The sequence below is a fragment of the Candidatus Nanopelagicales bacterium genome (genome assembly GCA_041393815.1).
In the GTDB taxonomy this organism is placed as follows: domain Bacteria; phylum Actinomycetota; class Actinomycetes; order S36-B12; family JAWKJK01; genus JAWKJK01.
Genome location: JAWKJK010000003.1, coordinates 45607 through 65463, shown reverse-complemented (window position 1 = coordinate 65463; position 19857 = coordinate 45607). Strand labels below are relative to the sequence as shown.

23 protein-coding genes are annotated in these 19857 nt (G+C 74.3%); 10 read left to right on the top strand and 13 right to left on the bottom strand.

What is annotated here, in order from left to right; all coding sequences use genetic code 11:
• Window positions 1-115: 115 nt before the first annotated feature.
• Both R2737_09905 and R2737_09900 read right to left on the bottom strand, forming a co-directional pair.
• Window positions 116-1096: a DUF6206 family protein gene (locus R2737_09905; protein MEZ5116568.1), complete on the bottom strand. Its 981-nt coding sequence runs from the start codon at window positions 1094-1096 to the stop codon at window positions 116-118.
• A complete protein-coding gene (locus tag R2737_09900) occupies window positions 1093-2355 on the bottom strand; it encodes an aminotransferase class III-fold pyridoxal phosphate-dependent enzyme (protein MEZ5116567.1) in 1263 nt (420 codons plus the stop codon). The genes R2737_09905 and R2737_09900 overlap by 4 nt, the downstream gene beginning before the upstream one ends.
• 237 nt (window positions 2356-2592) lie before the next feature.
• Between R2737_09900 and R2737_09895 the strand changes: the two genes are divergently transcribed.
• Together R2737_09895 and R2737_09890 are read left to right on the top strand one after the other, a co-directional pair.
• Window positions 2593-3123, top strand: a complete 531-nt coding sequence (locus tag R2737_09895) for a hypothetical protein (GenBank protein ID MEZ5116566.1) — start codon at window positions 2593-2595, stop codon at window positions 3121-3123.
• 34 nt (window positions 3124-3157) lie between these two features.
• Entirely contained in the window at window positions 3158-4639 is a 1482-nt protein-coding gene (locus R2737_09890; GenBank protein MEZ5116565.1) for an AAA family ATPase, read from the top strand.
• Window positions 4640-4657: 18 nt separating this feature from the next.
• On the opposite strand, the gene R2737_09885 is transcribed toward R2737_09890, so the two are convergent.
• Window positions 4658-4933, bottom strand: coding sequence for a hypothetical protein (locus R2737_09885; GenBank protein MEZ5116564.1), 276 nt, complete (start codon window positions 4931-4933; stop codon window positions 4658-4660).
• A gap of 102 nt (window positions 4934-5035) precedes the next feature.
• Here R2737_09885 and R2737_09880 point away from each other — a divergent pair, with 102 nt between their 5' ends.
• A complete protein-coding gene (locus tag R2737_09880; GenBank protein ID MEZ5116563.1) occupies window positions 5036-5506 on the top strand; it encodes a pyridoxamine 5'-phosphate oxidase family protein in 471 nt (156 codons plus the stop codon).
• A 22-nt stretch (window positions 5507-5528) separates the two neighbouring features.
• Here the strand turns inward: R2737_09880 and R2737_09875 are convergent, their stop codons facing one another.
• The 3 genes from R2737_09875 to R2737_09865 all read right to left on the bottom strand — a co-directional run bounded on the left by R2737_09875 (window position 5529) and on the right by R2737_09865 (window position 9028).
• Entirely contained in the window at window positions 5529-5894 is a 366-nt protein-coding gene (locus R2737_09875) for an STAS/SEC14 domain-containing protein (protein MEZ5116562.1), read from the bottom strand.
• Window positions 5891-7525: an MFS transporter gene (locus R2737_09870; GenBank protein MEZ5116561.1), complete on the bottom strand. Its 1635-nt coding sequence runs from the start codon at window positions 7523-7525 to the stop codon at window positions 5891-5893. Before R2737_09870 ends, R2737_09875 begins: the two co-directional genes overlap by 4 nt.
• A gap of 72 nt (window positions 7526-7597) precedes the next feature.
• Window positions 7598-9028, bottom strand: coding sequence for a wax ester/triacylglycerol synthase family O-acyltransferase (locus tag R2737_09865; protein MEZ5116560.1), 1431 nt, complete (start codon window positions 9026-9028; stop codon window positions 7598-7600).
• 135 nt (window positions 9029-9163) lie between these two features.
• Between R2737_09865 and R2737_09860 the strand changes: the two genes are divergently transcribed.
• Genes R2737_09860 through R2737_09840 form a run of 5 tightly spaced genes read left to right on the top strand, consistent with a single transcriptional unit; the run spans window position 9164 to window position 11786 of the window.
• On the top strand, window positions 9164-9613 hold the full coding sequence (locus tag R2737_09860) for a DUF6325 family protein (protein ID MEZ5116559.1): 450 nt from the start codon (window positions 9164-9166) through the stop codon (window positions 9611-9613).
• Window positions 9614-9668: 55 nt separating this feature from the next.
• A complete protein-coding gene (locus R2737_09855; GenBank protein ID MEZ5116558.1) occupies window positions 9669-10058 on the top strand; it encodes an SHOCT domain-containing protein in 390 nt (129 codons plus the stop codon).
• A 12-nt stretch (window positions 10059-10070) separates the two neighbouring features.
• A complete protein-coding gene (locus tag R2737_09850; protein ID MEZ5116557.1) occupies window positions 10071-10523 on the top strand; it encodes a flavodoxin family protein in 453 nt (150 codons plus the stop codon).
• 39 nt (window positions 10524-10562) lie between these two features.
• Window positions 10563-10955: a nuclear transport factor 2 family protein gene (locus R2737_09845; protein MEZ5116556.1), complete on the top strand. Its 393-nt coding sequence runs from the start codon at window positions 10563-10565 to the stop codon at window positions 10953-10955.
• Window positions 10956-11003: 48 nt separating this feature from the next.
• Window positions 11004-11786 (top strand): enoyl-CoA hydratase-related protein, encoded by a 783-nt coding sequence (locus R2737_09840; GenBank protein ID MEZ5116555.1) that lies wholly within the window; start codon window positions 11004-11006, stop codon window positions 11784-11786.
• A 25-nt stretch (window positions 11787-11811) separates the two neighbouring features.
• On the opposite strand, the gene R2737_09835 is transcribed toward R2737_09840, so the two are convergent.
• Both R2737_09835 and R2737_09830 read right to left on the bottom strand, forming a co-directional pair.
• The gene (locus tag R2737_09835; protein MEZ5116554.1) at window positions 11812-12336 is read right to left on the bottom strand and encodes an NUDIX hydrolase family protein; all 525 of its coding nucleotides are present in this window, start codon (window positions 12334-12336) and stop codon (window positions 11812-11814) included.
• Window positions 12337-12457: 121 nt separating this feature from the next.
• Complete coding sequence (locus R2737_09830; protein MEZ5116553.1) at window positions 12458-12709, bottom strand: hypothetical protein; 252 nt, start codon at window positions 12707-12709, stop codon at window positions 12458-12460.
• Between the two features lie 164 nt (window positions 12710-12873).
• Here R2737_09830 and R2737_09825 point away from each other — a divergent pair, with 164 nt between their 5' ends.
• A complete protein-coding gene (locus R2737_09825; GenBank protein MEZ5116552.1) occupies window positions 12874-14961 on the top strand; it encodes an EAL domain-containing protein in 2088 nt (695 codons plus the stop codon).
• A gap of 12 nt (window positions 14962-14973) precedes the next feature.
• Here R2737_09825 and R2737_09820 read toward each other — a convergent pair whose 3' ends face one another.
• The 4 genes from R2737_09820 to R2737_09805 all read right to left on the bottom strand — a co-directional run bounded on the left by R2737_09820 (window position 14974) and on the right by R2737_09805 (window position 18143).
• A complete protein-coding gene (locus tag R2737_09820; GenBank protein ID MEZ5116551.1) occupies window positions 14974-15291 on the bottom strand; it encodes a hypothetical protein in 318 nt (105 codons plus the stop codon).
• Window positions 15292-15402: 111 nt separating this feature from the next.
• A complete protein-coding gene (locus R2737_09815; protein ID MEZ5116550.1) occupies window positions 15403-15678 on the bottom strand; it encodes a hypothetical protein in 276 nt (91 codons plus the stop codon).
• A gap of 78 nt (window positions 15679-15756) precedes the next feature.
• The gene (locus tag R2737_09810; protein MEZ5116549.1) at window positions 15757-17382 is read right to left on the bottom strand and encodes an NAD(P)/FAD-dependent oxidoreductase; all 1626 of its coding nucleotides are present in this window, start codon (window positions 17380-17382) and stop codon (window positions 15757-15759) included.
• Between the two features lie 77 nt (window positions 17383-17459).
• The gene (locus tag R2737_09805) at window positions 17460-18143 is read right to left on the bottom strand and encodes a hypothetical protein (GenBank protein ID MEZ5116548.1); all 684 of its coding nucleotides are present in this window, start codon (window positions 18141-18143) and stop codon (window positions 17460-17462) included.
• 114 nt (window positions 18144-18257) lie between these two features.
• Here R2737_09805 and R2737_09800 point away from each other — a divergent pair, with 114 nt between their 5' ends.
• Window positions 18258-18971: a hypothetical protein gene (locus tag R2737_09800; GenBank protein MEZ5116547.1), complete on the top strand. Its 714-nt coding sequence runs from the start codon at window positions 18258-18260 to the stop codon at window positions 18969-18971.
• Here the strand turns inward: R2737_09800 and R2737_09795 are convergent.
• Window positions 18887-19825, bottom strand: a complete 939-nt coding sequence (locus tag R2737_09795; GenBank protein MEZ5116546.1) for an alpha/beta hydrolase — start codon at window positions 19823-19825, stop codon at window positions 18887-18889. The two genes, R2737_09800 and R2737_09795, sit on opposite strands and share 85 nt — an antisense overlap.
• Window positions 19826-19857: the final 32 nt, after the last annotated feature.

Genomic DNA, 19857 nt, shown 5'->3' with positions numbered 1-19857 from the left:
CCCGGCTCGACACCGACACCGGGACCGGGCGCGTCGGCCGGGGTCGAGGCACCGCGCCGCGCGGTCCGCAACGCGGCCCGAGCGCGGCCCGGAGTGGGGCCGACAGCCGCTCTCCTCAGCGTCGGATCGCCCCCGGCAGCACGAAGTCGTAGCGGCCGCGCAGCACCCGGGTCCGCAGGAACCGGTCGGCCCGACGCAGCCGCAGGAACAGCTCCAGCTGGTCGGCGTCGGCGCGGTAGTAGTCCGACACCTCCTGGGCGGTGACGGCCGCGTCGCCGGGTCGGTGCACGGCCAGCCAGCCGTTCACCGCGTCGAGCAGCACCGGGAGCCGCTCGGGCTGCCCCTCCTTGTGCACGTTGCCGAGCAGGTCCACCGCCACGGTGCGGGCGTCGAAGTAGTCGTCGAGGTAGGCCTCGACGGCGCGCTTGCGCCGGTAGTAGGCCCGCAGCCCGGGCGGGACGGCGGACAGGAAGATCTCCACGTCCAGCCGGTATCCGTCGCCGTCCCGGACGAACGGGGTGCCCACGTCCAGCAGGGCCAGCCGCGGCGTCCCGTCGGGCCCCGCCTCGCCGGTCAGCGCCCAGTTGGACAGCTGGGCGTCGACGGCCGACTCCAGCCCCCCGGCCTCGTTGCCGGCCAGCACGGTGTCCACCCGCCCCAGCACGGCGTCGACCAAGGCGCCCAGCGCCGCGTCGTCGGCGCCGGCGAGCGCGGCGTGCCCGAGCCGGTCCGCCGCGACCAGCGGCTGCAGCAGGTAGACCACGGGCGGCTGGCCGGCCCGGTCCACCGTCACCGGGAACGTCGGCACCGTGTCCACGCCGAGATCGGCCAGGCGGTCCAGGTAGGACCGCACGAGGTTGACGTAGCGCTCCGCCGCGGCGGCGTCGGTCAGCCCCGACATCCGCTTGGCCACCCACCCGGGCAGCCCGGGCAGCACGAGCGCGGCGCTGACCTCGCCGTAGGCGAGCACCCGCAGTCCGTCGACCCGCTCGGGGTGCGCGGGATCCAGCTCGGCCTCCAGGTCGCGCAGGGCCGCGGGGGCCTGCGCTGGCGGCGAGGCCGCGCCCCAGGGGGCGCCGGCGGCGTCCCCCGTCACGCCGCCCACCCCGCCGCGACCGCCATGGCCCGGTCCATCGCCTCCGCGGCGCGGTCCAGCAGCGCGTCGTCGAGCAGCAGCCCCGGCTTGACCTGCAGCACCGACGGGTCGAACCCGGCGAACATGGCCCACACCCCCTGGTCGTACAGCGCCCGGGTCATCAGCGGTCCCCCTTGCTCGTGGGCGAACCGCAGCCCGACGACGAGCCCGGTCTGGCGCACCTCGACCAGCCAGTCCGGGTGCCGCGCCTGCAGCTCGGCCAGCGTGTCCGTCACGCGCGCGATCAGGTGCCGCACGTGGTCCACGGTCTCCGGCCTCGTGGTGATGTCGAGGACGGTGCGCGCCACGGGGCAGCCGACCTCGGCGCCGCCGAAGGTCGAGATGTGACCCCATCCGTCGTCCTGCAGCCAGCCGGCCACGGCGGGGGCCAGCACGGTGGCGGCCATCGGGTACATCCCGCCGGACAGACCCTTCCCCGTCACGAGCACGTCGGGGACGACGTCGAACAGCTCCACGCCCCACAGCCGGCCGGTGCGCCCGAGCCCGGTCTGCACCTCGTCGGCGACCAGCACGGTCCCGTGCCGGTCGCAGGCGGCGCGCACCCCCGGCAGGAAGTCGGGGTCCGGTACGGGGAACCCGAGGGTCGCCGGCACGGTCTCGACGATGACCGCGGCGACGTCCTCCCCGGCGAGCGCGACGTCGACCGCACCGGCGTCGCCGTACGGCACGCGGGCCACGTCCGGCGAGTCGCTGAGGAACGCCGACGCCGCGCGCTCGTCGCCGGCGGCCAGCGCGAGCCCGGTGTGGCCGTGGTAGGCCCCGCTGAGGGACACCACCCGGCGCCGCCCGGTCACCCGCCGCGCGGTCTTGAGCGCGACGTCGATGGCCTCCCCGCCGCCGCTGGCCAAGACGCTGTACGTGAGGTCGCCGGGGGTCAGGTCGGCCAGGCGCTCGGCCAGCAGCGCCCGTTCCGCGCTGGGGAAGTGGTGGTTGCCGATGTCCAGGTGGCCCGCCGCCTGCACCAGCGCCTGCACGACCTCGGGGTTGCGGTGGCCGAGGTTGTAGACCCCGCCGTTGAGGTGCAGGTCGAGGAACTCCCGGCCGTCGAGGTCCCAGAACCGGTAGCCCTCGCGTCGGCCCATCACCAGCGGCAGCCCCATGGCGGTGAGCGTGCGGACCCGGTTCGGGCACACGTACCGCTCGGCCAGGTCCAGCGCCGCGGGCGCGTCGAGCGGGGGCACGGGTTCGGTGCGACTCATACCGGCGATGATCCCGCGCCGACGGGAGCGGGAGGACGCGATCGCCCCGATGCCGGGCGGGCGCATCGCTCACGCTGAGCAACGGCATGGTCACGGCGGGCGCCGGACGGATCACGACGCCGTCGTGTCCAGGTCGCGAACTCGTCACGAATTGGGACCAAAGTCCCTTGGCTCACGGGCCGAACGGGGGAATAGTGAGGGGACCCTGACCTGATCCACTCGAGGAGGCTCAGACCGGTGGTGGCCCCCGACGACGTACGCCCGCAGGCGCCCGTGCCCGCGCACGAACGCCCCCGCGTGGTCCCGGACGTCAGGACGGCCGCGACGCCGCCGGCGGAGGCGCTGCCGACCGGAGCGGTGCCGACGGAGCTGCCACAGGTGGTGTCGGCACCCGCCGACGCCTCGGCGCTGCTCCCGGATGTCGCCGTCCCCCCGACCCCGGCCCCGCCGGTGTCGCTGCCCGACGTGACCCGGGTCGAGATCGAGCTGGGGTCCGGGACCATCCGGCGCGGCTCCCTGCTCGGCGCGGTCGCGACCGTCGAGCGGCACGGCCCCGGTGGCTGGGTCCCGCTGCCCGACGCCCTGGTCCGGCTCACGTTCACCCCCCTCGGGGGAGGCGATCCGGTGCGGTCCTCGGCCGTGACCGACACCCGCGGCCGGGCCCGGTTCGCGGCCCGGCACGACGCCAGCGGCACCTGGTCGGCCACCGTGGAGTCCTCGACCGGCACCCCCTGCTCCACGGCGCGGCTCGTCGTCGTGCACGACTGACCAACCGCCCGACCTCCTCGCTAGCCTCGTCCACGTGGACGACTCGAACGACCTGCGCGGTCTGTTCGCCTCCCACCACGGCCTGATCGTCGCCGACGTCCGGGAGGAGTCCCGCTTCCTCGCCGAGGTCCGCGACGCGGCCGCGTCCCTGCAGTACCCGGTCTGGACCTGGTCGGTGACCCGCGGGCTCGCGCGGGACGGGATGGGTGCGCAGACCAACACCGTCGATCCCCGAGGCGCCCTGGGGTTCGTGCGCGACGTGCGTGCCCCCGGGGTCTACGTCTTCCTCGACGCCCACCCGTTCTTCGAGGACCAGGTGGCGGTCCGGCTGGCCAAGGAGCTTGCCCTCGGTGCGGCACCCGGGCAGACGGTGGTGCTGACCGGTCCGGACCCACGGGTGCCCCCGGAGCTGCGCGGGGTGGCGCTGCCCTGGCGGATGCGACCACCCTCCCGGGCGGAGATGCGGGTCCTGGTCGAGCAGGTGGTGGCCCGGCTGCGCAACTCGCACTTGACCGTCACCCTGCCCGAGGGCGGCGTGGACGCGCTCACCGACGCGGTCGCGGGACTGACCACCGCGGAGGCCGAGCGCGTCATCCTGCGCGCGGCCTTCGATGACGGCGGGTTCGTCGACGGCGACCTGGAGCGCGTACGCCGGGCCAAGGCCGAGCTGCTCTCCGCCGACGGCCCGCTGGAGCTGATCACGCTGGACGCCTCGCTGGACCAGGTCGGGGGCCTGGACCGGCTGAAGGCGTGGCTGGCCGAGCGCGGCCGCGGGTTCGAACCGGCCGCGCGCGAGTTCGGCCTCGAGCCGCCCCGCGGCGTGCTGCTCACCGGCGTCCCCGGCTGCGGCAAGTCGCTGGTGGCCAAGTCGCTGGCCCGCACCTGGCACATGCCGCTGGCGCTGCTGGACGCCGGCCGGCTGTACGGGTCGTACGTCGGCGAGTCGGAGTCGCGGCTGCGGGCGGGGCTCGAGGCGGTCGAGGTGATGTCCCCGGTGGTGCTGTGGGTCGACGAGATCGAGAAGGGCTTTGCCCCCCAGTCCGGTGCGGGCGACGGCGGCGTGAGCCAACGGGTGCTCGCGACGTTCCTGCGCTGGCTGCAGGAGCGCCCGGACGGGGTGTTCCTGGTGGCCACGGCCAACGACGTGGACCGGATCCCGCCGGAGCTGCTGCGCCGCGGCCGCTTCGACGAGATCTTCTTCGTCGACCTGCCCCAGCGCGGGGAGCGCGAGCAGATCGTCCGGCTGCACCTGGCCGACCGCCGGCGCGACCCGGCGGTGTTCGACCTGGCCGCGATCGCCGCGGCCACCGAGGGCTTCAGCGGGGCCGAGATCGAGAGCGTGGTGGTCGGCGCCCTGTACCAGGCGTTCGCGTCCGGCGGCGACGTCACGACCGAACTGCTGCTCGCGGAGGCCGCGGAGACCGTGCCGCTGTCACGCATGCGCTCCGAGGACGTGGCCCGGATCCGGGCGTGGGCCACGTCGCGGGCCGTCGCGGCGTCCGCGCCGGAGCTGTGACGGCGGGCCCGCTCCCGGCTACTTCTTCCCCGGCTCGTCCCGGCCCGCCAGCTTGCGGAGCCCGCCGCGGACGAGCCCGCCGAGAAGCACTCCGAGCGCGAACACGATCAGCACGAGCAGCCAGGTGGGCAGGCTGAAGTCCAGCCAGAGGAACTGCACGGACGACGACTGCAGGTTCTGCACCAGGAAGACCACGAGCACGACCACGATCGCTGCCACGGCCACGGCCCGGCCGGACAGCCCGCCGGTGCTCCCGTGCGGCGCCACCCGCTGCTGGCGGCTCTCGTCCGACATCGCCCACGCTCCCGATCCCGATGGTGCTGCCTGGCGGCTCACGGTAGCGCCGGCGGGCGAGTCCCGGTGCGGGAGCGGAGCGGTCCGCGGCAGAGTGTCCCCGTGACCGCGCAGCCCACCCCGCTGACCCGCGCCGAGCTCGTCCGTCGCCTGGGCGCCGCCCGGGTGTGGTGGCTGGTGTCCGCCGATGCCGAGCACGGGCCGCACGCCGTCCCGGTGTGGGGCGTCGCGGTCGACGACACCCTGGTGACGTACGTCGACCCGAGCGCGCGTCGCTACGCGCAGCTGAAGGCCGACCCGCGCTGCGTCGTGCACCTGGAGAGCGGCACCGAAGTACTGATCGTGCGCGGCACCGCCACCGACATCGGGGCGCCGGCGGAGCACCCGGCCGTGGTCGCGGCCTACCGTGCGGACTACCCGGGCGAGGGGGACGCCGAGTTCCTCCCGGACGTGCCCGAGATGGCCGGCATCAGGTTCCTGCGGATCGACCCGACGTCGGCGATGGCGTGGGACGTCGACGACTTCTTCGCGTCCCAGCGCCGGTGGAGCGCGGGCTCCCCCGCCGCTGAGTGACGCGCCCAGGGGCCTGCGCGCGCTAGTCCTCGCTCACCCAGACGGCTGCGGCGTCCTGCTCGACCACCGGGAACACCCGGATCCGCGCGGGCATCATCCAGGCGAAGGCGTGCACGCTGTGCCGGACCCAGTCGGTGTCGGTCACGACCGCGATGCGCTCCCAGCGGGAGAAGTGCTCCGTCCCGACCTTGGCGTCCTCCCACATGCCGCCACCGCTGTAGCCGGTGAACTCCGGACCGAGCACGTACATCACCCGGATCCGGTCGTGCCGCGACAACGCAGCACGCAGCGCCGGGTCGAGCACCTCGGTGTAGTCGCGCGCGGTCACCTCGCCCTTCGCGACGAACCCGACCACGTCGTCGGGCAGCCCAGGGATGAGCTCGATCATGCGTCCTCCGTTTCCTCGAGGGTCTCCTCGGCCTGCTCCACGTCCTCCTCCGACCTGCCCGGCGGCAGGGCGAGGGTGGCCAGCAGGCCGATGAACACGAACCCGGCGGCCGCGAACGCCGTCCGCCGGATGGAGTCTGCGAACGCGACCTCCGCCGCCTGGGCCACCGGCTCACCGCCGGGCTGCTGGGCCAGCGACGGGATGACGGTGCCCGCGGAGGCCTGGACCGTCTCGGCCACGGTGGCCGCCTGCGCCGGCGACACACCTGGCACTTCGGACACTCGCGACTGGGTGTCGTTGGCCAGGCCGACGAACAGGATGGTGCCGAGGATGGCGGTGCCCAGCGCCGAGCCGACCTGCCGCGCGGTGCTCTGCGTGCCCGATGCCTGGCCGCTCTTGCGGACGGGGACGTCCACCAGGATCAGTCCGGTCAGCTGGGCGCTGGCGTAGCCGACGCCGGCGCCGTACACGACCAGCCAGGCGCACATGACCCAGATGGAGACGTCCACGGAGATGGTGGCGCCGAGACCGACGATGCCCACGATCTCCAGGACCAGGCCGAGCCGTGCGACGAACCGCGGGCTGCGCCGCAGCGCGAGCTGGGCGGCCGTCGGCCCGGCCAGGAACGCGCCCAGCGCCAGCGTCGCGAGGATCGCGCCGGCACCCAGGGCCTCGAAGCCCAGCGCGGACTGCAGGAACAACGGCAGGGAGAACAGGATCCCGAACTCGCCCAGCGACACGATGAGCGCGGCCAGGCTGCCGAAGCCGAACGTCCGGATCCGGAACAGGTCGAAGTCGAGCAGCACGGTGCGCTGCCGGCGCTCCCGGCGCGTCTCCACCACGTAGAGCAGGACGAGGGCGACGGCCGAGACCGCGAACGACACGGGCACCGGCGAGATGCCGCCGGCCGGGTAGTCCACACCCAGCAGCCGCTGCTCCCCCAGCGCGGACCACCACCCGTAGTTGCGTCCCTCGATCAGGCCGAACACCAGCAGGCCGATGCCGACCGCGGACAGCAGCGCGCCGACGACGTCCGTACCGGGGCGGTCGCGCTCGTCGCGGCTCTCGGGCACGTACAGCAGGGAGCCGACGACCAGGACGACAGCGACGGGAACGTTGATGTAGAAGGCCCACCGCCACGAGTGGTACTCCGTCAGCCAGCCGCCGAGCAGCGGCCCGACCGCGGCCATCCCGCCGATGATGGAGCCGTAGATCGCGAAGGCGATGGTGCGGGCCCGACCCTGGTAGGTCGCGTTGATCAGGGACAGCGACGTCGGCGACATCATCGCCCCGCCGACGCCCTGCAGCGCCCGAGCCGCGATCAGCGCATTGCCGGAGTCGGTGCGGGCGGCGAGCATGCTGGCGACGCCGAAGACGATCGCGCCGAGGATGAACACCCGGCGACGGCCGAACCGGTCGCCGATGCGGCCGAAGATGATGAGCAGCGCCGCGAAGACCAGCGAGTAGATGGCGTTGACCCACTCCGCGTCGACGGAGTCGATGCCGAGCTCACGGATGATCGACGGCAGCGAGACGTTGACGATGGTCGCGTCCATGATGACCATCGAGATGCCGAGGCCGATGAACAGCATCGGCGTCCAGCGACCACCGCGTGCCGTGGTTGGGGTCACGCGTCGACCGTAGGGGCCCGGGCCGGGTCGTTGCCCGGCGAATCGGACGCCCGGCGGGAACTGTCTTCGGCCTCAGCCGAGGCGGTGCAGCGCGGAGACGACCGCGTCGGCCACGACGTCGACGTCGGGCGACGACGCCGCGTCGCCGGTGACGCCGACGTCGATGCGACCGTCGTAGCTGAAGATGCCGACCGTCGTGCGGCAGTGGCCGCCGACCGGGATGACCGGGTGCATGGCCCGCACCCGCCGCCCCATCAGGTACAGCGGGAACTGGGGCCCCGGCACGTTGGTGACGATCGTGTCCATCAGCCAGTCGACGGCGCTGAAACCCACGGCGGGGACCACGGCGTCCTGCACGGCCGAGGGCATGGTGTGGTCCACGACGTACGTCAGCACCGAGCCGAGCACATAGGCGTGCGCCGCCTTGAGGTGCTGGCACTCGTCCACGCACGCCTCGAGCCGGCGCAGCGGGTCGTCCTCCCCCACGGGCAGGTGCACCAGCAGCGCGCTGATCTGGTTGTCCGCGCTGCCGTCACCGGCGGCGCGCAGCGACACCGGGACCAGCGCCCGCACGGTCTGTCCGGGACGCAGGTCCCCGCGTGCGTCGAGCAGCTCGCGGAAGCCCTCGGTGACGACGGCGAGGATGACGTCGTTCACGGTGCCGCCGTGCAGGCGGGCGACCCGCTTCACCTCGTCGAGGTCGAGCTCGGCGGAGGCCCAGTGGCGCCGGTCGCCCACCGCCCCGGTGAGGCTGCTCGGCGGGTGCGGCACGACGGACCCGACGGCGGCGGACAGGTGCGGCAGCATGCCGATCGCGCGGCCGAGCGCGCCGACGGCCGCTCCGGCCAGGTGGGCTCCGCCGGACAGCATCGCGGTCAGCGGGTCGCGACGGCCGCGGTCCTCCGCCCGGTCCGGGCCCGCTCCGGATGGCGCAGACCGGGAGCCGTGCTGAGGACCGTCCACCTGGGCCTGCGCCACCATCTCGCCCAGCGTGCGCCCACCCTCCGGCTCGAGGTCGAACCCGTGGCCGAGCACGGCCATCGCGCCCAGGCCGTCGACGGCGGCATGGTGGATGCGCCAGACCAGCGCCCAGTCGCCCTCGGGCAGACCATGGACGAGCCACGCGTCCCACAGCGGCCGGTGCCGCGGCATCGGCACCTCCATCACGTGGGAGACGGCCCGGTCCAGCCGCGACCGCTGGCCGGTCCGGCCGTCCTCGGGGACGGTGCGGGCGTCGAGGTGGTGCACGTGGTCGTGGACGTCGGGATCGACGGGGACCCAGGTGGGCCGGCGGACACCGGCCGGGTCGGGGACGATCCGCTCGGAGAGCCGGGGCATCATCGGCAGCCGGGAGCGGATCATCGCGACCAGTTCGTCGTCGCCGGGCACTCGGCCCTGGCACACCGCGGTCACCCCGATGGCGATCGGGGGACCGTCCGCATCGACCTCCAGCCACAGCGTGTCGAGGGCCCGCAGGCGCTCCGGTGCGACCGAGTCGTCCATGGGGACCACTGTGCTGGCGGGCGCCGGCGACGGCCACCGGTCCAAAGCCCCCACCTCGGAGGGAGGCGGTCCTCCCGCAGCGGCCACCGGACCGCTACCGTGTGCCCCCACGCCACGTGCCCCCAGGAGGCTCGCATGTCGCTCGGTCCGGTCGAGGTGACCGTCCTGTCGTTCCCCGGCAGCCAGTTCAACGGTCAGGTCGCCCCGGCGCTGCGCCGCGTGGTGGAGCGCGGGGACATCCGCGTCATCGACCTGGTGTTCCTCAGCCGGGACGAGAACGGCACGCTGGTCTCCACCGAGGTCGCCGACCTCGCCGACGACGACCTGAACGTCGTGGACGCGATCGTGGAGGACATCGCCGGCCTGATCTCCGAGGACGACATCGACCTCATCGCCGAGGAGATCGAGCCCGGCTCGTCGGCCGCGGTCCTGGTCTTCGAGCACGCCTGGGCCCGGGAGCTGGCCGACGCCATCGCCGGCTCCGGCGGCCACGTCGTGATGAACGAGCGGATCCCCCGCGACATCGTCCAGGCGGCCGTCGACGCGCTCGCCGAGGACGCCGAGCTCGACGCGGCCGACGACTGACCGCGTTCGCCACCGACCACTCCCGAACCCGACACAGCCCCCGGAGGCAGCCATGATGCGTCGTCCCGTCGTCCGCCGCGGACGGCCCGGACTGGTGGGGACGGTGGCCCGTACCGCCGTCATCGCCGGTACCGCGACCGCGACCAGCAACGCCATGAACAAGCGCGCGGCCTCGAAGGCCGAGCAGCAGGCGCAGGCCGAGGCCTACCAGGCCCAGCAGCAGCAGGCCGCCATGCAGGCCGCCGCCCAGCAGGCGGTCGCTGACGCCCAGGCGCAGCAGGCCGCTGCGGCCCCCGCCCCTGCGCCCGCACCCGAGGCACCGGCGGCACCGGCGGGTGGCGACGACGTGATCGCCAAGCTCCAGCAGCTCGCCGACCTGAAGGCCCAGGGCATCCTCAGCGACGAGGAGTTCGCGGCCGCCAAGGCCAAGCTGCTCGCCGGCTGACGGGCGCGCGCCGTGGCGCGCCTCCTGGTCGTCCAGCACACGCCCTCACCCGCCGTCCAGGCCATGCTGGAGGCGGTGCTGCGCGGCGCCAGGAACCCGGAGGTCGGCAACGTCACCGTGGAGGTCCGCGCAGCCCTGTCGTCGGGGGCGGCCGACGTCCTCGCGGCAGACGCCGTCATCCTGGGGACCCCGGCCAACATCGGCTACATGAGCGGCGCCCTGAAGCACTGGCTGGACGGTGTCTACTACCCCTGCCTCGAGGTCACCGTGGGGCTGCCCTATGGCCTTTTCGTGCACGGCAACGACGACACGACCGGTGCGGTGCGCTCGGTGGAGAAGATCACGTCAGCCCTGCGCTGGCGCCCGGTCGCTGCTCCCGTGACCGTGGTCGGGGCACCGGGCAGAGCCGATCTCGACGCCTGCGAGGACCTCGGTGCCGTGGTCGCCGCCTCGATCGGGCTCTGACGCTGGTCAGTCACGCACCGCCGCTGTACGTTCCCCGACGTGGAGTGGGCCGAGCATCCCAACGCCGTCACCTACCGCCGCACGGCGGACGCGTTCCGGTCCGGGGACACCGAGCTGCTCGCGTCGCTCATCGACCCTGACGTCGTGTGGCATGTTCCCGGCACGCACGCGATGGCGGGCGAGATCCAGGGCCGGGACCGGGTCCTCGCCTGGCTCTCCCGGTTGCGGCCGCTGGGCTTCCGGCTCACCGAGCACGACGTCTTCGGCAACGACGAGCACGTCTGCGCCCTCAGCATCATGGGTGCTCGCCGCGACGGCGTGGACGTGCAGACGCGGGTCGTCAGCGTCTTCCACTACCGGTCCGGCAAGCAGGCCGAGCGATGGATGTACCCGGAGGACCCCGCCGCCTGGAACTTGATCTTCGGCGACTGACGAGACGGCGTCGGGTGCCGCCTGCCACAGGCTGGCAGGATGCCGGGCGTGGCTGACACCGACGAGGTCCTGTACGAGGTCGCCGACGGCGTCGCGACCATCACCCTGAACCGGCCGGACAAGCTCAACGCGCTGACCCCGGGGATGGGTCGGCGCTACGCCGACCTGCTGCACCGGGCGGATGCGGACCCGCAGGTGCGGGCTGTCGTCGTCACCGGCGCCGGCCGCGGCTTCTGCTCCGGCGCCGACCTCGGCGTCCTCGCCCAGGGGCCGGACGCGCTCGAGGGCTTCCTCGCCGACCAGCGCCTCGACGACCTGCCCACGACCGCGCTGACGCTCGGCGTGCCGGTCATCGGGGCCGTCAACGGACCCTGCGCCGGCATCGGCTTCGTGCTGGCCCTGTGCACCGACGTGCGCTTCGCCGGCCCGGGCGCGCGGATGTCGTCGTCGTTCGCGCGGCTCGGCCTGACCGCCGAGTACGGGATCGCCTGGCTGCTGCCCCGGATCGTGGGGCTCCCCCGCGCGACCGAGATCCTGCTCAGCGGGCGCACCGTCGACGCCGAGGAGGCGCTGCGGATCGGGATGGTGCACGACCTGGTCGACGATCCCCTGGCCGCCGCGCAGGCGTACGCCGCCACGCTCGCCCGCGAGTGCTCGCCCGCGTCGATGGCCACGATCAAGGGCCAGCTGCTGGCCGCCGGTGACGAGGGGCTGGAGACGACGGTCACGACGTCCCTGGACCTGATGCGGGCGTCGTTCCGGTGGCCGGACCTCGCCGAGGCGCTGGTGTCCCGCCTGGAGAAGCGGCCGGTGCGGTTCCCCGACCGCTGACGTCGCGGCCGGCAGCGTCCGGGCGCTACGCCACGCCGGAGTGCGCGAGCGCCGCCCGCAGCAGCCGGTCCTGGCCGCCGGTCATCTCCCCCGCCACCAGCGGCGACAGCGCCTCCTGCGGCGACATCCAGGTCAGGTCGAGCGCGTCCTGGGAGGGCACGCAGTCCCCGTCGCAGGGGACAACGTAGGCCAGGCTGACCGCGTGCTGGCGCGGGTCGTGGAAGCCGGTCACCGACGGGTCGGGGAAGTACTCCACGACGGTGAACGGCTGCGGGCTGGTCGGCACCCGGGGCAGCGCCATCGGCCCGAGGTCCTTCTCCAGGTGCCGCAGCAGGGCGTCGCGCACGCGCTCCCCGTACAGGACGCGACCGGACACGACGGCCCTGCTGATGCTGCCGTCCGGCATGGCGCGCAGGAGCAGTCCCACCCGGGTCACGGCGCCGGTGGGGTCGACGCGCACGGGGACGGCGTCCACGTAGACGATCGGCAGCCGCTCCCGCGACTGCTCCAGCTCCTCGCGCGACAGCCAGCCCACCCTGCTGTCGGTCATCTCGCTCACGGTGACTCCTCGGCTCGGCCCGAGGTGATGCTGCCACGCCGAGGCCGCATCGCCGATGCCACCACCCGGACCCAGCGGCTCGGACTCGACGGCTCCGGCCCTGACCCGGGCGTCAGCGCCGGGCCCGGTGGCGTCGCAGCACGGCGGCGGGGAGGGCCTGCAGCTGGCAGCCCCCGCAGAACACCGGCTCGGGGACCGGTGTCACCACGGCGACGTCGCCGAGGGTGACGACCACGACGACGCTGCCCGCGGGGTCCACGCGCCAGTCGACGGCGGCTCCCCGCGGTACGTCGATCCGGTGCGCGCTGTAGAAGTCGCGGGCACCGCAGCCGGCGCAGCTCAGCGGCACGAGCTCCTCGGCCACGCCACCCCTCTCGCGCCTGCCTTCCCCGCAGCGGCAGGCTAGGGCGGGCGCGTGAGCGCCGGATCACCCGATCGGCCCGATCCGGGGGTCGTCCGGCCTACGGTTGCGGGCCCGATCTGCCGATAACGTGACCACCAGCCCGCCGTCTCGGGGGTGATCTCACCGTGGCAGCGCACGACGCGTACGCGATCGGGGCCCCGGACGCCCTGGTGGCCCTGGCCGAGGACCTCACGGTCTCGTGGGTGAACCGAGCGGCCGAGCGACTCTTCGGCTGGCGCGGATCGGACTGGTACGGCGCCCACGGCCTGCAGCTGGTGCACCCCGACGACCTGGAGTTCGTGGCGGTGTCCCTGGTGAGCGTCGCGGAGAAGGAGGTCGGCAGCCCGATCGAGGTCCGGATCGCCAGCGCCACGGGCTGGCGGCTGGTGGAGCTCATCGGGTCCTGGGTCGACGCCCCCGAGGAGGCTGAGCGCCAGGACGGGACGGACCAGCCCCCCGGGCGGGTCCTGCTGCTGAGCATGCGCGACCTGACCGAGCGGCGGCGCTGGGAGGTCGCCGCCTCCGACGTCGACACGTTCCGCGCCCTGGTGCACAACTCGTCCGCGGTGCTGCTGCTGGTGCACCCGGACGGAACCGTCGACTCCGCCTCCGGGGCCCTGACCCGCGTACTCGGTCACGACCCGGAGGTCGTGCAGGGCATGACGTTCGCCGACCTGGTGCATCCGGACGACCGGCACGTTGTCTCCGACGCGATGGGGCGGCTGCGAGCCGGTCGCGCGGCCGCGGGAACCCGCGAGTCGGTCGAGGTACGGCTGCTGCGCCGTGCCGGCGGGGACGTCCCCTTCGAGCTCACCCTCGCCGACCTCGTCGACGACCCGACGGTCGGCGGTGTCGTGGTCAGCGGGCACGACATCACCCGGTTGCGCGCCGCCCAGGACGCACTGCAGCACCTGGCGCTGCACGACCAGTTGACCGGACTGCCCAACCGCTGGGCGCTCACGCGCCGCCTGGCGGACGCCCTGCGCCAGCCCCGGCCGCCGGGGCGGGAGCTCGCCGTCGTCTTCGTCGACCTGGAGCGGTTCAAGCCCGTCAACGACCTGTTCGGCCACGACGCCGGGGACCAGGTGCTGGTCGAGGTGGCCCGGCGACTGGCCCTGCTCGCCCACGCCAACGCGTTCGTCGCTCGGCACGGCGGAGACGAGTTCGTCCTCGTCACCGAGGTCGAGGCTGACGAGGTGGCCCTGCTGCGCGGCCGGGTCGAAGACGCGGTGGACCAGCCGCTGCACCTGACCGCGGGGCCCGCCCAGGTGCACGCCAGCGTCGGTGTCGTGCTCGCCGGACCCGCCAGCACGCCGGACCGGCTGCTGGCCGAGGCGGACGCGGACATGTTCGTGCAGAAGCGGTCCCGCCGTGGTGGGCCGGTGTCGTCGGTACCCGTCGCGCGCCGACGTGCGCTGGCGGAGGACCTCGGCTCGGCCCTGGAGAGCGACGAGCTGGTGGTCCACTACCAGCCGATCGCCGCCTTGGACGACGGTCAGGTCGTCGCGGTGGAGGCGCTGGTGCGCTGGCAGCACCCGGAGCTCGGTCTGCTGCCGCCGGCCTCCTTCTTGCCGATCGTGGAGGACCTCGGCCGATCCCGGGAGGTGGACGCGCTGGTCCTGCGGACGGCCTGCGCCGCCGTCCAGGCCCACCACGACCGGGACCTGACGCTGACCGTCAACGCGTCACCGAGCCACCTCACCCGGCCGGGCTTCCCCGACCTGGTCGACGAGGTCCTGGACGAGACCGGACTGGCACCGGAACGGCTATGGATCGAGGTGACCGAGCACGCGGTGATGGAGCGGGCGGCGGCCGGTCCGGCGTCGTCGCTGGTCGCCGTCTTCGACCGACTTGCCGCTCTCGGCGTCGGCGTCGCGATCGACGACTTCGGCACCGGCTACTCGTCGCTGAGCCACCTGATGGCGCTGCCGGTGCGGGGCCTGAAGATCGACCGCTCCTTCGTGGAGGGGATCGACCACGACCGTCGCAGCCGGGCGATGGTCGAGGCGCTGGTGACGCTCAGCACCGCGATGGACCTCGAGGTGGTCGCCGAGGGCGTCGAGCGCGCGCCTCAGGTCGCGGCGTTGCGAGACATCGGCTGCCGACTCGGCCAGGGATACCTGCTCGGCCGACCGGCTCCCCGCCTGCCGCGTCCGGGCCTGCGAGTGGTGCCGCGTCCGGACCAGGCGCGGGACGCGCGCCCCGCCGGGTAGCTCCCTGGGCGCTCAGACTGCGCGGGCGACCGCCGCGTCCGTCGTGCTGAGGTCCGCGTGCACGGGGGCGGCCTCGGTCAGGTCGATCACCCGACGCGCCACCGCGGGCCCGGCGACGTACGCGTGGCACAGCGAGCAGAACAGGTCGCCGGTGACCCGGCGCAGTTCGAGCACCTCGCCGTCAAGGTCCTCGCGGCGCTGCATCACGTAGTCGTGCTCGTCGCGGTACCAGGTCACCCGGGCGTCACCGGCGTCCGGCTCGGAGTCCACGGTGTAGAAGCTGGACGCCCCGCAGGAGGGGCACGTCACGGGAGTCGCACTTCCGGACATGTCTGCCTCCTACGAACGGATGACCCGGCACCGTCATGGTAGCGCCGCGTAATGGGAGTGTCACGCTCTCTCTCCGGAGCCAGCAGCCAGCGTGTCGGGGGTCGCCCCTGGTCACGGCCGGGGGCGCACCCCCGACTGCGGCACCCACGCGACCACCAGCGCCGACCACCCGTCCGGGGCCCCGTCGTCGGCGCGACGCCAGGCCAGCACGTGTCCGGGACCGTCCCCGTCGGCCAGTCGGACCCAGCACGCCCGAAGCTCGTCCGATCCGTCCGCCGGCCGCTCCGCCGGTCCTGGGGCGGACGCCGCGTCGGCCGGCCCGGTGGCGGGGGTCCCCGCCACGGCGGCTCGCTGGGCCAGCGTCGACCCCCGCCTGCCCCGCGTCATCCCGCCCGCCACCGCGCCAGTATGTCGTACAGGTGTACGAGCGTCTAGCGCTCGCGGCCGGTGCCGCCGTCCGGAGGGTCAGGCCAGGGCGACCTCCTTGGCGGCCCGCTCCCCGGACTCCACGGCGCCGTTGAGGAAGCCGTAGTAGTCGCTCGACGTGTGCTCCCCGGCGAAGTGGAAGGGGCCCTCCGGCCGCTCGGGGATCCCGAACAGGCCGGTGTACTGCCCCGGTCGGGGGCAGGTGTAGGCCCCGCGGGACCACGGGTGGAGGTGCCAGGCCGACCGGTGGGCGCGCCCGTTGAACGCGGCCTCGGTCCCGGGGAACACCGGGTCGACCCAGCGCAGCACCTGGCGGACCTCCCGCGCCGACGCGTCGCCGAACGGCGCGCCGGTCCAGCCGCCCAGGGTGGCCGAGCCGCCGGGGAACTGGCACAGGATCCCCGGCGAGTCGGCGGTGACGACGGTGGACCCGGTGCCGGGCTGGCCGACCGAGTCGTCCCACAGGCACTGGAACTGGTCGACCGGCGAGTACGAGACTCCGCCGTAGCCCTGCGCCAGCCACGGGCGCCGGTCGGTCTGGAGCTGGATCTTTCCGTTGGCGCCCAGCCCGAGCTCCCCGATGGCGCGCAGCTTGTCCGGCGCGAAGCCCGAGGCCGACAGATCGACGTCGCGCAGCAGGGTGAACGGCAGCGCGAGGATCACGCGGTCGGCGACGACCTCGACGGTCCGCGCACCGTCCTTCAGGGTGAGGCCGGCGGTCCCGTCCGCGCGCCGGCGCAGCGCCACCAGTTCGTGGCCGGTCCGGATCGTGCCCTTCGGGAGGCCGTCGACCATCCGGCTGATGATCTGGTCGTTGCCTCCGTCGACCGTGAACCGCTCGTCGGACCCATTGATCGGGTCCAGCGAGTTCTGCGAGTTCCACCCGAGCAGGTAGACCAGGTTCAGCGCGGACTGGTCCCCCGGGTCCAGGCCGTATTCGGCGATCGCGTTGCTCTGCATGATGCGGCCGAAGCGGCTGGCCAGGCCGCCGGGGACGTTCTGCTCGATCCACTCGTCCACCGTCATCCGGTCCAGGGCGATGCTGGCCGGCGTCGCCGTCGTGACCGTCTGCGGGTACGGGGCCACCGCCAGGGCGTCCTTCGCGGCGCGCCACACCTCGCCCCAGTCGGCGTTGGCCTCGTCGTAGGAGTACCGCGCCCCGTCCACCCAGTACACGTCACCGTACGGGGGCTGGTTGCCGCCGCCCACCTCCCGCAGCGTCAGCCCGAGACTGTTCACCAGGTTGCGGATGGTGTTGTGGTCGGTGTTGATGAAAGCACCGCCGCGCTCGACGGTCTGGCCGTGGTCGAAGTAGCCGCGCAGGGTCCAGCAACGGCCCCCGACCCGGTCCGAGGCCTCGTACACGGTCGCCCTGATGCCCTTGACCTTCCACAGCCAGTGCGCGGCGCGGATGCCGGCGAGACCGGCGCCGACGATCGCCACACTGGGGCCGCCCTTGCTCGGCGCGGCACCCGCGGGTGCGGCGGAAGCCACCACCCCGGCCGCCGCCAGGCCCGCGGTCCCCGCAAGGAGTCGACGGCGGCTCAGCGCCGGCCGCGCCGCGCCCGCCAGGACCTCGTCGACGGGAATGCCCGTCCGCTGTGACTCCGCATGCGCCGCCAAGACCCGGCGGACCCGTCCCGTCCCGTGCGTGAACCCCCGCATGTCCCCCTCCTCCGGTCGTGCGTGGACCCGACCCTAGGAGGCGCAGCGCCGTCGACGCGGTGTTTCGCGCGATCCGCTCAGGCCGCGATGGTCCGTTCCGCCCGATCCCGCAGGCCCAGCAGCATCCTGCGCTCCATGACGAAGGCCACCGGTTCGACCATGTGCCACAACAGGTTCTGGCCGTCCGGGTAGGTCAGTCGTTGGCGCACGACCAGCCGGGTGGCCGTGCCGCCCGCGATCGGTCGGAGCACCCACTGCCAGGTTGCCGTCCCGGCCGGGTCGTCGGGTCCGGGCACGTCGTGCGGGGGCTTCGGGTCGGCCCCGACGAGCACGAGAGCCGTCGGCGGCTCGACCCGCTGCACCCGGAAGCACGGGTATCCCTCGGGTCCCAACCGGATGAGGTCGCCGTCGGCGACCTCCTGGTGCTGCGGCAGCAGCACGTCGGCGCTGTGGATGTCGCAGCGGACCAGGTTCTCCAGGCCGTCGTAGCTGTAGAGGCCTCCCCTGCCCTGCCCGATCTGCGCGAGCCAGGGCCAGACCGCCGCGACCGGCGCCCGGACCGTGACGGCCCGGGTGTACGTCAGTCGTGGCCGCTCCACCAGCTCGTCCCCGGGCATGGACGCCAGCGACTCCGCCGCGGTCGCGCCCCAGCGGTTGTACCGGCGCCGCACCAGGGGGGCTGCCAGCAGCGTGGCCACCACCTGGGGCCCGCCGACGGCGATGTCGCACACCGCCGACCCGGTGCGACCCTGCCGGCCCATCGCCGCCTCCTTGCGCTCGGCGCTACTAGTCCGTCCCGGTGGGATGCTGCCCCACGGCAGGTCCGCTGGTCAGGGACCGAGGGCCCGTGACCGCAGGGCGAAGGCGAGGACGCGATGGACCCCACCGGGGGCGTGCTGCGGCTGGGACGACCCGGTTCGCGCCGGCTGCTGTTCGTCCCCGGGTTCCTCGGTTCCCCCGCCGGGTACCGGTCGCTGCTGGCTCCGCTGGCGGTGGCGGGCCTGGAGGTCGTAGTCGTGGGGCTGTACCGAAGGGGGCCGCGGGCGCTGCTCGGCCACCCGTCGCCGGCGGAGGAGGCGATGCTGCTCGAGTCGCTGTGCCGTCGGACCCGCGACGAGGGCCGTGAGCTGTGGCTGGCCGGTCACTCCCGTGGCGGCCAGGTCGCGTGGCGCGCGGCAGGAGCGGTGCCACCGGACGGCCTGGCGCTGGTCGATCCTGTGGACGGCGCCGGCCCACGGACCCGGCCGGACGCCAGTCGGACGGCGCCGCACGGCCTGCGCCGGACCCTGGTGGTGGGCGCGGCACGAGGCGGTCGCTGCGCACCTGAACGCCTGGGCCACCGGGCATTTGCCGCCGCCGACCCGCGCGCATGGCACGCCGCCGTCGACGACTGCGGCCACGCCGACGTCCTCGACGGCTGGGAGCGCGCGCTCGGGCGGCGGCTGTGCGGCGGCGGGCGCGAACCCGACGCGGCACGCACCACCGTCACCGCGCTGCTGCGCGCCTACCTCGACGACGCGCTCCCGGCCGACCCCGCCGCCACGGGCTTCCAGCCGGCCGGGGCCACGGTGCCGGTGGCCTGGGACTGAGCCGCGGGGTCTTCCAGGCCGAGCCACCCGAGCACGAGCGGGGCGGCGACCGCCTGCTCGTACAGGCTCTGGTGGGTCGCCTCGGGCACGATCCGCACGGTGACGTCGACGCCGCGACGGTCGAGGGCGTCGCCGAGCATCGACGTCTGGGTCACGGGCACCAGGGTGTCCGCGTCGCCGTGCAGGAGTAGCACCCGCAATCCCGGCCAGGGGCCACCGTGGTCCGCCCACCAGGTCGGGTCGCCACGCTGCCACCGCTCGGGATCCTCCCCCGGCGCGACGCCGAACAGTGAGACGGCGACCTCCGCCGCCGCGCCGACGCGGTAGACGCCGGCCAGGCCGACCAGGGCGTCGATGTCGACCGCTGGGTCGGGGCAGTCCGCACCGAACTCGTTGCCCGCCAGGGTCACCAGCGCGGCCAGGTGGCCCCCGGCGGAGTGGCCGAGCAGCACGACCTGCTCGGGCGCGACGCCACGCCGGGTCGCGGTGGCCGCGGCCCAGCGGACGGCGCAGGCCACGTCATCGGCCGGCTCGGGGAAGACCGCACCGGTCGACGCGGTGCCATACGTGATCGTGGCGGTCGCCGCGCCCGCCGAGGTCAGGGTCTGCGCCAGCGGGACCAGGCCGGCGGGGTCGGCGGTCTGCCATCCGCCGCCGGGGACCAGGACCACCAGCGTCGCGGGGCCGGTGGCCACGGGCAGGCGGAGCGTCGCGGACAGCCCCGGGCGGTAGTCCGCGGTGACGACCCGCGCGGCCGGGTCCTCGGACCCGGCCGAGGATGGGGCTGCGCGGGTGTCGCCTGTCGTCGCACAGCCACCCACGAGGGTCAGCAGGGCGGCGGCGAGGGCCGCCACCGTCGCCCCTCGGCCACTCCACCGGAGCTCGC

Bases quoted from the DNA above. Each gene is read 5' to 3' on its own strand.
- R2737_09805 (MEZ5116548.1), bottom strand. From the start codon at position 18,143: ATGGGCCGGCAGGGTCGCACCGGGTCGGCGGTGTGCGACATCGCCGTC.
- R2737_09860 (MEZ5116559.1), top strand. From the start codon at position 9,164: ATGTCGCTCGGTCCGGTCGAGGTGACCGTCCTGTCGTTCCCCGGCAGC.
- R2737_09820 (MEZ5116551.1), bottom strand. From the start codon at position 15,291: ATGTCCGGAAGTGCGACTCCCGTGACGTGCCCCTCCTGCGGGGCGTCC.
- R2737_09815 (MEZ5116550.1), bottom strand. From the start codon at position 15,678: ATGACGCGGGGCAGGCGGGGGTCGACGCTGGCCCAGCGAGCCGCCGTG.
- R2737_09875 (MEZ5116562.1), bottom strand. From the start codon at position 5,894: ATGATCGAGCTCATCCCTGGGCTGCCCGACGACGTGGTCGGGTTCGTC.
- R2737_09800 (MEZ5116547.1), top strand. From the start codon at position 18,258: ATGGACCCCACCGGGGGCGTGCTGCGGCTGGGACGACCCGGTTCGCGC.
- R2737_09885 (MEZ5116564.1), bottom strand. From the start codon at position 4,933: ATGTCGGACGAGAGCCGCCAGCAGCGGGTGGCGCCGCACGGGAGCACC.
- R2737_09855 (MEZ5116558.1), top strand. From the start codon at position 9,669: ATGCGTCGTCCCGTCGTCCGCCGCGGACGGCCCGGACTGGTGGGGACG.
- R2737_09865 (MEZ5116560.1), bottom strand. From the start codon at position 9,028: ATGGACGACTCGGTCGCACCGGAGCGCCTGCGGGCCCTCGACACGCTG.
- R2737_09810 (MEZ5116549.1), bottom strand. From the start codon at position 17,382: ATGCGGGGGTTCACGCACGGGACGGGACGGGTCCGCCGGGTCTTGGCG.
- R2737_09835 (MEZ5116554.1), bottom strand. From the start codon at position 12,336: ATGACCGACAGCAGGGTGGGCTGGCTGTCGCGCGAGGAGCTGGAGCAG.
- R2737_09900 (MEZ5116567.1), bottom strand. From the start codon at position 2,355: ATGAGTCGCACCGAACCCGTGCCCCCGCTCGACGCGCCCGCGGCGCTG.